At 60.9% G+C, this 12058-nt stretch carries 10 protein-coding genes; 1 reads left to right on the forward strand and 9 read right to left on the reverse strand.

The window, feature by feature from the left end; genetic code table 11:
* Positions 1-185: 185 nt before the first annotated feature.
* The 9 genes from NTD85_RS06140 to NTD85_RS06180 form a co-directional block, all read right to left on the reverse strand.
* Entirely contained in the window at positions 186-932 is a 747-nt protein-coding gene (locus NTD85_RS06140; RefSeq protein ID WP_003228601.1) for a helix-turn-helix transcriptional regulator, read from the reverse strand.
* A gap of 223 nt (positions 933-1155) precedes the next feature.
* On the reverse strand, positions 1156-1683 hold the full coding sequence (ppa, locus tag NTD85_RS06145) for an inorganic diphosphatase (protein ID WP_003228599.1): 528 nt from the start codon (positions 1681-1683) through the stop codon (positions 1156-1158).
* Between the two features lie 112 nt (positions 1684-1795).
* Positions 1796-2608 (reverse strand): zinc-dependent peptidase, encoded by an 813-nt coding sequence (locus NTD85_RS06150; protein ID WP_262141703.1) that lies wholly within the window; start codon positions 2606-2608, stop codon positions 1796-1798.
* Between the two features lie 4 nt (positions 2609-2612).
* Complete coding sequence (locus tag NTD85_RS06155) at positions 2613-3263, reverse strand: DedA family protein (protein ID WP_003228594.1); 651 nt, start codon at positions 3261-3263, stop codon at positions 2613-2615.
* 275 nt (positions 3264-3538) lie between these two features.
* Positions 3539-4000: a GNAT family N-acetyltransferase gene (locus NTD85_RS06160; protein WP_003228592.1), complete on the reverse strand. Its 462-nt coding sequence runs from the start codon at positions 3998-4000 to the stop codon at positions 3539-3541.
* 114 nt (positions 4001-4114) lie between these two features.
* On the reverse strand, positions 4115-4939 hold the full coding sequence (eutC, locus tag NTD85_RS06165) for an ethanolamine ammonia-lyase subunit EutC (RefSeq protein WP_201136477.1): 825 nt from the start codon (positions 4937-4939) through the stop codon (positions 4115-4117).
* Between the two features lie 5 nt (positions 4940-4944).
* Positions 4945-6339: an ethanolamine ammonia-lyase subunit EutB gene (locus tag NTD85_RS06170; protein WP_003228588.1), complete on the reverse strand. Its 1395-nt coding sequence runs from the start codon at positions 6337-6339 to the stop codon at positions 4945-4947.
* Between the two features lie 190 nt (positions 6340-6529).
* Positions 6530-7900, reverse strand: coding sequence for an ethanolamine permease (eat, locus tag NTD85_RS06175; RefSeq protein WP_103522441.1), 1371 nt, complete (start codon positions 7898-7900; stop codon positions 6530-6532).
* Between the two features lie 304 nt (positions 7901-8204).
* Entirely contained in the window at positions 8205-9725 is a 1521-nt protein-coding gene (locus NTD85_RS06180; RefSeq protein ID WP_262141704.1) for an aldehyde dehydrogenase family protein, read from the reverse strand.
* 443 nt (positions 9726-10168) lie between these two features.
* On the opposite strand from NTD85_RS06180, the gene NTD85_RS06185 reads away from it, so the two are divergent.
* A partial coding sequence (locus tag NTD85_RS06185) for a sigma-54-dependent Fis family transcriptional regulator (RefSeq protein ID WP_262141706.1) occupies positions 10169-12058 on the forward strand: 1890 nt, incomplete at its 3' end.

Genomic DNA, 12058 nt, shown 5'->3' on the forward strand with positions numbered 1-12058 from the left:
CGGGAGCGGGGGATGCGCAAATGTGGGGCGCAGGATACTGAGTTTTGTGGGGGATTCCCAGTCTCAACTGCGGAATAGAGCCACTGCGGTGGTAGAAATTCGCAATTTGTACTGACTTTCAGGGCCTCATCGCGGGCAAGCCCGCTCCCACAGGGTTCTGTGCAGGGGCCGGGAGCGAGAGAGGATCAGAGAAACGGCACCACCGGTCGGCGTTTGCCCAGGGTCGACCACCAGAATACCCAGCCCAGAATGTGTATCCGCTGTTCATCGATCTGCGCCGCGCGGAAGATTTCGTCCGGGTATTCGGCGCTGTTGTGGCTGCGCAGGCGCAGGGCGTTGCCGGGCATGCGGTGCAGGTATTTGATGCGCAGCATGCCGTCGTGTTCGATGGCGTAGATTTCGCCGTCGACCACCTGGGTCAGGCCGCGGTCGATGCCGATGATCGAGCCGTCTTCGATGCGCTCGGCCATGCTGTTGCCGATCATGTGTGCGCAGATGGCGTCGCCGGGGCGGATTTCCAGTTGGGCGAGGTGGGCGCGGGGCAGGCGGACGGTATGTTCGGGGTCGAGGATGACGTGGGTTTTGTCGGCGCCGGCGCTGAGCGGAGTTTCCTTGAAAAACGGCAGTTCGATGTCGTTGGGGTCGATAATCGAATAGACGCCGTTGACGGACTGCGCGTCAAAGATATCGCCGTTGCTGGCAGGGGTGTGCAGGCGGGGTGATTCCTTGGTGCCTTCGCCGGTTTTCAGCCAGTCGCTGTTGACCGAGAGCAGGCGTGAGACTTCCTCCATGCGATACGCCGGGACGCCCCGGGTGTACCAGTTATGAATATTTTGGGCTTCCGTGCCCCAGAACTTTGCGAATCCCGTGGTGGTGATGTTCGCTGCTTCCAGGAGTGCCTTGAATCTTGGACCGCTAGTGTTCTTTCTCATAAACACGGAGTCTACGGCCGTGCTAGAGCGGTTTGAATAAACTGGGTGTTCAAAAAGCGGCTGTATTTTGCGACTGGATGTAAGACGTGCTTGTGGGAAATTACACGCCTTAAAACTTTTCTGTAGTCCGTCGTAAACACACTGTTTAAGACGACTTTTCCCAGGCACAAAAAACCCCGGATCAACCGGGGTTTTCTTCAAGCGTCATGCAGCAAGCAGGCGCTTAGCCCTTGTAGGCAGCAACCGACTTGGTGATCGCAGCGCGAGCGGCGTCAGCGCCGTCCCAGCCTTCGATCTTGACCCATTTGCCTTTTTCGAGATCTTTGTAGTTTGCAAAGAAGTGCTCGATCTGCTGGATCAGCAGCGGTGGCAGGTCGGTGTATTCCTTCACGTCGACGTACAGCTGGGACAGCTTGTCGTGTGGGACTGCGATGACTTTGGCATCGCCGCCGCCGTCGTCGGTCATGTTCAGGATGCCGACTGGACGCGCGCGGATCACCGAGCCTGGAGCAACCGGGTAAGGGGTCACAACCAGCACGTCGAGGGGATCACCGTCGTCAGCCAGGGTGTTCGGGATGTAACCGTAGTTGGCCGGGTAGAACATTGGGGTGGCCATGAAACGGTCAACGAACAGGCAATCGCTGTCTTTGTCGATTTCGTATTTGATCGGCGCGTGGTTGGCCGGGATCTCGATCGCGACGTAGATGTCGTTCGGCAGGTCTTTGCCAGCCGGAATCTTGCTGTAGCTCATTGGGCGTTGCCCCCGTAGTTGACCAAAAACACTTGGCCGGATTGACCAAAAAGTGGCGGCGATTATAGGCATATTCCTAAGCCGACGCCACGTACCAGAAGTCGTGCAGCGCTTACTCGTGCGCCTGGTAGACCGGGTCTGTGGCCTGAAGTTGCCGCAGCCTGCCCAGCGGATCCTGCCGGTAGAAAAGCTGCAGCTGCAAGTAGACCTGTGGATAAGCCGCGTGCAGCAGATCCGGGGCGCTGAAGAAGTATTCGCTGGTGACCGCGAAGAATTCCGCCGGGTTCTCGGCGGCGTAGGGGTCGATGGCGGTTTCGGCGTCGGGGTTACGGTCGAGCTGGCGGTTGAGGTGATCGTAAGCGTGTTGCATGACCTCGGCCCAGTCGCTGACGCGCATGTCGGCGTGCAGCGGTGGCAGGCCGTTGGCGTCGCCATTGAGCATGTCGAGTTTGTGCGCCAGTTCGTGGATCACCAGGTTATAGCCTTCCCAGCCTCCACTGGCCATCACGCCCGGCCAGGCGAGGATGATCGGCCCCTGTTGCCAAGCTTCGCCGCTGTGTTCACCGTCCCACTCGTGCTCGACGCCGCTGGCATCGCGATGCCGTTGCGGGCTGAGGAAGTCATCGGGGTAGAGGACGATTTCGTGGAAACCCTGATACCAGTTCAAATCGCCCAGATTGAGCAACGGCAACTGGGCCTGGGCGGCGAGCAGCAGGCGTTGTTCCTGATGCAGTTCGACACCGGGCAGGGCGGTCAGGTGTTTTTCTTCGAGGAACAGGACGCTGGCTTCACGCAGCCACTGGTCTTCGGCGGCGCTGATGCCGTCGAGAAAGCTCAGGTGATGACGCACCCGTTGCCACATCTCGTCGGCAATCGGGTGCCTGGCCAGAATGCGCCGGCGACGCCAGGCGCTCAGTGACCACATCGGATCAGTGGGTTTCGGCTTTGGCGCCGCCGAAACGGCTGCGCACCACACCGATGATCATCGGCACCAGCGACAGCAGGATGATGCCGACCACCAGCAGCGACAGGTTCTTCTTGATGAACGGCACGTTGCCGAAGAAGTAACCCAGGGTCACCAGGCCGCCGACCCAGAGGATGGTGCCGAACACGCTGAAAGCGAAGAAGCGCGGGTACGGCATTTTCCCGACGCCGGCGACGAACGGGGCAAACGTGCGGATGATTGGCAGGAAACGCGCCAGAGTCACGGTTTTACCACCGTGCTTGTCGTAGAAATCGTGGGTTTTCTGCAGGTAGTCGCGACGGAAGATTTTCGAGTTCGGGTTGCTGAAGAGTTTTTCACCCGCGGTTCGTCCAATCACATAGTTGGTGCTGTCGCCAAGGATCGCCGCGAGCATCAGCAGACCGCCCAGCAGAACCGGATCCATGCCACCGCCCGCAGCAACGGCACCGGCGATGAACAACAGCGAATCGCCCGGCAGGAACGGCATCACCACCAGACCGGTTTCACAGAAGATGACTGCGAACAGAATCGCGTAGATCCACGGCCCGTAGTTGGTTACCAGCAAATCGAGATACACGTCGAGATGCAGGATAAGGTCGAGCGGGTTGAAATCCATGGGGGCACCTGTGGTGATGGCCTGACTCGGCAAGCCTGTGCGGATGATTCGGGTGTAAGCCTACAGCGGGGTGTAGTTTTTCTTACAAGCCGGAAAGCTCGGGATTATACGGGCTGAGAGGTGAAAAGCGCGTTGGTTTTGTAGCGAGGGATGTCGGGGTGTGATGAATTGTCAGGAATAACGGGAGGGGCTAAAAAGATCGCAGCCTTCGGCAGCTCCTACCTTTGGAATGCGTTACCCCTGTAGGAGCTGCCGCAGGCTGCGATCTTTTGATTTCAGAGCTCGTCGCTGATCGGCAGAACGTAGTTCTTGAACTCGGTGTCTTCCTTGAAGCCGATCGACTCGTAGGTCTTCTGCGCCACTTCATTATTGCTGCTGGTGGAAACGCGCATGCGCACGGCCTGGGTTTCCTTGGCCATTTTCTTCGCGGTGCGGATCAGGTTGTCGGCCACCAGTTGGCGGCGGGCGTCTTCGGCGACATAGATGTCGTTGAGGATCCACACGCGCTTGAGCGACAGCGAGGAAAAGCTTGGATACAGCTGACAGAAACCCATCAGTTTCTTGTCGTCATCATCGGCCAGGGCCAGATAAATCACCGATTCCTTACGGCGCAGGCGTTTTTCGAGAAACGCGCGGGAGGAATCCGGGTAAGGCAGGGAACCGTAGAACTCGCGATATTTGACGAACAACGGGGTCAGCAAATCCAGGTGTTCGAGGGTCGCTTGAATAATCCGCATGATAGGTCTCGTCTTCAAGTGGCTGTCTTCAACTGCTCTGACGGCGATGGGAAACCCTGCGGCCGTGCATCGATCCTGCCTGAAAGCAGCGCAGAAACGCAATGCGGAAACGGTTCAGGTTGTGGGCGGATCGAGTAGGAAGTTTCCCTTCATGTCCGCACCAGCGTCCGACTCCAGCGTCTGAACCTGTGCTTCGTCCTTCAGATTGACCCCCGACAGCTGCCGCCGACAGGCTTCGCGCATCAGATACAGCAAGCGATGTGCCGCCATCCCGTAACTCAAACCTTCAAGCCGCACGTTGGAGATGCAATTGCGGTAGGCATCGGTCAGCCCGATCTTTGGATTGTAGGTGAAATATAACCCCAGGCTGTCGGGCGAGCTGAGGCCCGGGCGCTCTCCGATCAGCATTACGAGCATTTTCGCGCCGAGCAACTGGCCGATTTCGTCACCGACGGCGACGCGGCCCTGTTCCACCAGCACCACCGGGGCAACGGACCAGCCGTCGCCGGCCATTTGTTCCTCCAGACGGCCGAGAAACGGCAGGGTGTGCCGATGCACTGCCAGCGCCGACAGACCGTCCGCCACCACAATCGCCAGATCGACGCCGCCAGGGTGCGCCGCAGCGTAATCACGCAGGGTCTGTGCCGACGCGTCGCTGAGCTTGCGCCCCAGATCCGGCCGTTGCAGATAGCTGTTGCGATCCGTTGCCGCGCTATGCAGCAACAGGCTCTCGCGCCCGCGTTCGCGCAGTTGCGCGCTGAGCCCGGCATGATCGAACGGCAGATGCACCGCATCCCGTGCCTGAGCGTGGGCAAACTGGAAGTCCAGTTGCGCGCTGGTCGGCAGGCTGGTGCCGGTGCGGCCGAGGGCGATGCGCGCCGGGGTCAGGCGGCGCAGTTCCAGCCATGGGTTTTGCGGGTCGACAGGCGGTTTTTCCATAACACTCATCCCAGTTGCGCCAGCGCCTGGCGGAAGGCCGGCGGCAGGTTGTTGCCAAAGCGAACCTTGCCGTCCGCCTGGGTGAAGATGCCCATGTTCGCCAGCCATTGCTCGAACTCCGGCGCCGGTTTCAGACCCAGGGTCTGGCGCGCGTAGAGCGCGTCGTGAAACGAGGTGGTCTGGTAGTTGAGCATGATGTCGTCGGAGCCGGGGATGCCCATGATGAAGTTGATCCCGGCCACACCGAGCAGGGTCAGCAGGGTGTCCATGTCGTCCTGATCGGCTTCGGCATGGTTGGTGTAGCAGATGTCGCAGCCCATCGGCACGCCGAGCAACTTGCCGCAGAAATGGTCTTCGAGGCCGGCGCGGATGATCTGTTTGCCGTTATAGAGGTATTCCGGGCCGATGAAGCCGACCACGGTATTCACCAGAAACGGCTTGAAATGCCGCGCCACGGCGTAGGCCCGGGTTTCGCAGGTCTGCTGGTCGACACCATGGTGGGCGTTGGCCGACAACGCGCTGCCCTGACCGGTCTCGAAATACATCAGGTTCTGCCCCAGAGTGCCGCGTTTCAGGCTCAGCCCGGCGTCATAGCCTTCCTGCAAGACATTGAGGTTGATGCCGAAACTGGCATTGGCCGCTTCAGTGCCGGCGATCGACTGAAACACCAGATCCAGCGGCACACCCCGGTTGATCGCCTCGATCGAAGTGGTGACGTGGGTCAGCACGCAGGCCTGGGTCGGGATGTCGTAGCGCTGGATGATCGCGTCGAGCATTTCCAGCATCGCGCAGATCGAGGCGATGCTGTCGGTGGCCGGGTTGATCCCGATCATCGCGTCGCCGTTGCCGTACAGCAGGCCGTCGAGAATGCTCGCGGCGATGCCGGATGGCTCGTCCGTCGGATGGTTCGGTTGCAGACGGGTCGACAGGCGCCCGCGCAGGCCGAGGGTGCCGCGAAACCTGGTGACCACGCGGATCTTCTGCGCCACCAGCACCAGATCCTGCACGCGCATGATCTTCGATACGGCGGCGACCATTTCCGGGGTCAGACCGGGAGCGAGGGCGCGCAGGCTGGTTTCGTCAGCGGCGTCGCTGAGCAGCCAGTCGCGGAAGCCGCCGACGGTGAGGTGGCTGACCACGGCAAAGGCTTGTTTGTCGTGGGTGTCGATGATCAGTCGGGTGACTTCATCAGACTCGTACGGAATCAGCGCTTCCTGTAGGAAGTGCGTGAGCGGGATGTCGGCCAGCGCCATTTGTGCGGCCACGCGTTCGCCGTCGTTGAGCGCGGCAACGCCAGCCAGAAAGTCCCCGGAGCGCGCCGGGCTGGCCTTGGCCATTACGTCCTTGAGGCTGTCGAAACGGTAGGTCTGGGCGCCGACGGAATGGGCAAATGTGGCCATGGGGCGGTGTCCTCCTGATTCTGTGGGTAACTCGGTCTCCCTGTGGGAGCGGGCTTGCTCGCGAATACGGTGTGTCATTCAGCAACCCATCGCTGACACGACGCCTTCGCGAGCAAGCCCGCTTCCACAGAGGGATCTTCATGCACTTTTATATAGCGGGCATCGGGCGATGAGCCCGGTGCCGGTGCAACTAGATACCTTCGAGCATAGCGTCTGCCGGGGCTTCGGCGCGTTGCCTGGCGGTCAGCTGGAAGTACAGATAGCCAGCGGCCATGAATCCAAGGAACACACAACCGATCAGCGTGTTGAACCACGCCATCGCCACCAGGCACACCACCGCCAGGAACAGCGCAATCGCCGGCACCAGCGGATAGCCCGGGGCGCGGAAGGTGCGTTCCAGGTTCGGTTCGGTTTTGCGCAGTTTGAACAGGCTGAGCATGCTGATGATGTACATCACGATCGCGCCGAATACCGACATGGTGATCATCGCTGCGGTCAGGGTCATGCCTTGCAGATTGACCAGACCGTCGCTGTAGATCGCCGCGATGCCGATCACCCCACCGGCCAGAATCGCCCGATGCGGGGTCTGGAAGCGCGATAGCTTGGCCAGGCTTTTCGGCAGATAACCGGCGCGGGCGAGGGCGAAGAACTGTCGCGAGTAGCCGAGGATGATCCCGTGGAAACTCGCCACCAGACCGAACAGGCCGATCCACACCAGCATGTGCATCCACGATGAGTTGTTGCCGACCACGGCTTTCATTGCCTGCGGCAGCGGGTCGTTGATGTTCGACAGTTGGCGCCAGTCGCCGACGCCGCCGGCCATCACCATCACGCCGATGGCGAGAAACACCAGGGTCAGGATGCCGCTGACGTACGCCTTGGGAATCGTGCGTTTCGGGTCCTTGGCTTCTTCGGCGGCCATGGCGGCGCCTTCGATGGCGAGGAAGAACCAGATGGCAAACGGAATCGCGGCAAAGATTCCGGGGATCGAGCCCAGGGTGAACTCGTTGGCACCCGACCAGCCGTTGAGCACGAAGTTGCTGAAGCTGAAGCCCGGTGCGACCACGCCCATGAACACCAGCAGTTCGGCGACCGCCAGCACGGTGACCACCAGTTCGAAGGTGGCGGCGATGCTGACACCGAGGATGTTCAGGGTCATGAACACGAAATACGCGCCGACTGCGGCGATTTTCGGATCGAGCCCCGGATATTGCACGTTGAGGTAGGCGCCGATGGCCATGGCGATGGCCGGTGGGGCAAAGACGAATTCGATCAGCGTGGCGATCCCGGCGATCAACCCGCCTTTTTCGCCGAACGCCCGGCGGCTGTAGGCAAACGGCCCGCCCGCGTGGGGGATCGCGGTGGTCAGCTCGGTGAAACTGAAGATGAAGCAGGTGTACATGGTCGCGACCATCAGCGCCGTGACCAGAAATCCGAGGGTGCCGGCCGTGCCCCAGCCGTAACTCCAGCCGAAGTATTCGCCGGAAATCACCAGGCCGACGGCAATGCCCCACAGATGCAGGGTGCCGAGTGTGGGTTTGAGCTGTGTGGTGGAAGTCATAAGTCCTCTCTGTTTTTTATTGTTCGATCTGTTGGACTTTCGGGTGCAGTGGTTGAGGTGGATGGAAGCTGTTCACGCAGCGGCAGTTTTCGCGCAAATCCTGAATGACGGGTACGCAAGGGCCGTGCCAGAGCGGCCAGACCATGTGTCGTGTCATTGAGGGCGCCTTCGCGAGCAAGCTCGCTCCCACAGGTTTATGTGGTGAACCCAATATTGAGATCGAATACAGATCCCTGTGGGAGCGAGCTTGCTCGCGAAGGCGGTCGAACGGGCGAAACAGAAATATCTGTATCGCCCTCGGGTCTTAGAAGAAGCCCAACGGATTGATGTCGTAGCTCACCAGCAGGTTCTTGGTCTGCTGATAGTGATCGAGCATCATCTTGTGGGTTTCACGGCCGACGCCGGACTTCTTGTACCCGCCGAACGCGGCGTGCGCCGGGTACAGGTGGTAGCAGTTGGTCCACACACGACCGGCCTTGATCGCGCGGCCCATGCGGTAGGCGCGGTTGATGTCGCGGGTCCACAGGCCGGCACCGAGGCCGAACTCGGTATCGTTGGCGATCGCCAGGGCTTCGGCTTCGTCCTTGAAGGTGGTGATGCTCACCACCGGGCCGAAGATTTCTTCCTGGAACACGCGCATTTTGTTGGTGCCCTTGAGCAGGGTTGGCTGGATGTAATAGCCGGTCGCCAGATTGCCCTCGAGTTTTTCCACCTTGCCGCCGGTCAGCAACTCGGCGCCTTCGCCCTTGGCGATTTCCAGGTACGAAAGAATCTTGTCGAATTGCTGCTCGGACGCCTGCGCGCCGACCATGGTGTCGGTGTCCAGCGGGTCGCCACGTTTGATCTGCAGGACTTTCTTCATCACCACGGCCATGAACTCGTCGTAGATCGATTCCTGTACCAGCGCGCGGGACGGGCAGGTGCAGACTTCGCCCTGGTTGAAGAACGCCAGCACCAGACCTTCTGCGGCTTTCTCGATGAAAGTCGGCTCGGCCTGCATGATGTCCTCGAAGAAGATGTTCGGCGACTTGCCGCCCAGTTCCACGGTGGACGGAATGATGTTCTCGGCGGCGCATTTCATGATGTGCGAGCCGACCGGGGTCGAGCCGGTGAAGGCGATCTTGGCGATGCGTTTGCTGGTGGCCAGTGCTTCGCCGGCTTCTTTGCCGAAGCCTTGCACCACGTTGAGCACGCCCGGTGGCAGCAGATCACCGATCAGCTCCATCAGCACGCAGATGCCCAGCGGAGTCTGCTCGGCAGGTTTGAGCACCACGCAGTTACCGGCGGCCAGTGCCGGAGCGAGTTTCCACGCGGCCATCAGCAGCGGGAAGTTCCACGGGATGATCTGCCCGACCACGCCCAGCGGCTCATGGATGTGATAGGCCACGGTGTTGCCGTCGATTTCGGCAGCGCTGCCTTCCTGGGCGCGCAGGCAACCGGCGAAGTAGCGGAAATGGTCGGCCGCCAGCGGGATGTCGGCGTTGAGGGTTTCGCGGATGGCTTTACCGTTGTCCCAGGTTTCGGTGATCGCCAGCAGTTCGAGGTTCTGTTCGATGCGGTCGGCGATTTTCAGCAGGATCAGCGAGCGCGCCTGCACCGAGGTCGCGCCCCACGCATCGGCAGCGGCGTGGGCGGCGTCCAGTGCCTTGTCGATGTCTTCGGCAGTGGAGCGAGGGAATTCGGCAATCGGCTGGCCATTCACTGGCGAGGTGTTGGTGAAGTACTGACCTTTGACAGGCGCGACGAACTCGCCGCCGATGTAGTTATCGTACTTGCTCTTGAACGAGACTTTGGCGCCTTCAGTACCGGGGTGAGCGTAACGCATGATGTTGTTCTCCTTGGCTTTGTACTTATTAGAGAAACGCGCAAGTGCGCTTGCTATAAGCGTAGAGCAAAGGTCGGGCCACTGCCGTGCAGGGCAGGCAAATCAAGGCCTTGCGTATTTTTTGTCGGACGGGCGGGCGGCGCCTGTGATGGTTTCGGTACAGAGGGGGTGACAGTTTGTACCGCTTTTGGCACAGCCTGTGACCGAGCAGTCTCGCCAGCATTGCAATGCGCCGATGGCTGGAGGATGCTGACTGCCAATCGCCCAGCGGTTGATTTTTGTGGCGAGGGAGCTTGCTCCCGCTGGGCTGCGCAGCAGTCCTGAAATGTTTACCGCTCATATGCTTTGGCGAGCGCTTCGCACTCGAGCGGGAGCAAGCTCCCTCGCCACAGGTCAGTGTTGGTAGTCTGGAAGGGTCGACCTTTCGGGGAGAATAATAAGAAATGCACGACAACCATTTGAGTCGCCATGCCCAACAGGTGCTCACCGTCACTCAGGGCAAGCCGCACCTGCACGGGCCCGGTGCCGACCCTTCGATTGCCCGTTCGTGGCTGCGCTGTCTTGAGGACTATCACCTCGATCCGGCCCTGACCATGGCGCCCACCGTGCTTGAGCACGGGCGTGTGCTCGAAAGTCGTGAACGCCTGCAACAGGTGCTGCAGATCGCCGGCAATGAAATGAGCAGCCTGCATCAGCAGCTGTCCGGCGCTGGTCATGCGGTGCTGTTGACCGATGCGCGCGGGGTGATCCTCAACTGCGTCACCGCGCCTGCCGAGCGCAAGATTTTCGAACGGGCCGGGCTCTGGCTCGGCGCCGACTGGAGCGAGGCCTGCGAAGGCACCAACGGCATTGGCACCTGCCTGGTCGAACGCCAAGCGCTGACCATCCATCAGGACGAACACTTCCGCGGCCGCCACACCGGCCTGACCTGCTCGGCGAGCCCGGTGTTCGACCCGCACGGCGAACTGCTGGCGGTGCTCGACGTGTCCTCGGCGCGCCATGACGTTTCGCGGCAGAGCCAGTTCCACACCATGGCGCTGGTCAATCTGTCGGCGAAGATGATCGAGAGCTGCTATTTCCTGCGTTGCTTCGATAATCAGTGGCTGCTGCGGTTCCATCTTCAGGCCGAATCGGTCGGCCTGTTCAGCGAAGGGCTGCTGGCGTTTGACGGGGAAGGGCGGATCAGTGCGGTCAACCAGAGTGCGCTGAACCTGCTCGGGCATATTCGCGGTGGTTTGCTCGGCAAACCGGTGGAAGCGTTTTTCGATTGTTCGCTGGATGAATTGCTCGGTCGTGCCAGCGCCAATGCCAGCGCCAGTTGGCCGCTGCGCACCCGCGATGGGCGACATCTGTTTGCCTTGTTGCGCGGCGAATCGCGCAAGCCGCTGCCGATCACCCCGGCCCCGGTGGTGGCCAATGCTCAGCCACTGGCGGGCATTTGCCTCGGCGATGCTGCACTGCAAGCGGATTTCCGCAAGGCGCTGCGGGTATTCGAACGCGACGTGCCGCTGCTGATCAATGGCGAAACCGGCTCGGGCAAGGAAGCCTTTGCCAAGGCTGTGCATCACGCCAGCCAGCGCGCCAACAAAGCCTTCGTCGCCCTCAACTGCGCGGCGATCCCCGAAAGCCTGATCGAGAGCGAACTGTTCGGTTATCGCGGCGGAAGTTTCACCGGTGCGCGCAAGGACGGCATGCGCGGTAAGCTGCAGCAGGCCGATGGCGGCACTTTGTTTTTGGATGAAATCGGTGACATGCCGTTGGCTCTGCAAACCCGTTTGTTGCGGGTGCTGGAAGACCGGCAGGTGGTGCCGATCGGCGGCGAGCCGGAAGCGGTCAACGTGCGGATCATCAGCGCCACTCACCGTAATCTGCTGAAGCGCGTGGCGGACGGCAGTTTCCGCGAAGATTTGTATTACCGGCTCAATGGCCTGGAGGTCGCGTTGCCGGCGTTGCGTGAGCGCAGCGACAAGTCGCAGTTGCTGGATTTCCTGCTGGCCGAGGAGGCGGATGGCGAAGTGATTGTGATCGACGAACCGGCGCGTCAGGCGTTACTGACCTTCAATTGGCCGGGCAACGTGCGGCAGTTGCGCAATGTGCTGCGCACGTTGGCGGCGTTGTGCGATGAGGGGCGGATCGGGCTGGAGGATTTGCCGGCGATGATTCGGCAGGCGCGGCCGACGCTGGAGCTGAAGTCGGTTGAGTCCGAGCATCCGCTGGAAGACGCTGAACGTGTGGCGCTACTCAATGCGCTGGAACAGACACGTTGGCATATGACCCAGACCGCGCAGCAGCTCGGTGTCAGCCGCAACACCCTCTATAGAAAGCTGCGTAAG

The sequence above is a fragment of the Pseudomonas sp. 13B_3.2_Bac1 genome, assembly GCF_025466205.1.
GTDB lineage: Bacteria > Pseudomonadota > Gammaproteobacteria > Pseudomonadales > Pseudomonadaceae > Aquipseudomonas > Aquipseudomonas fluorescens_H.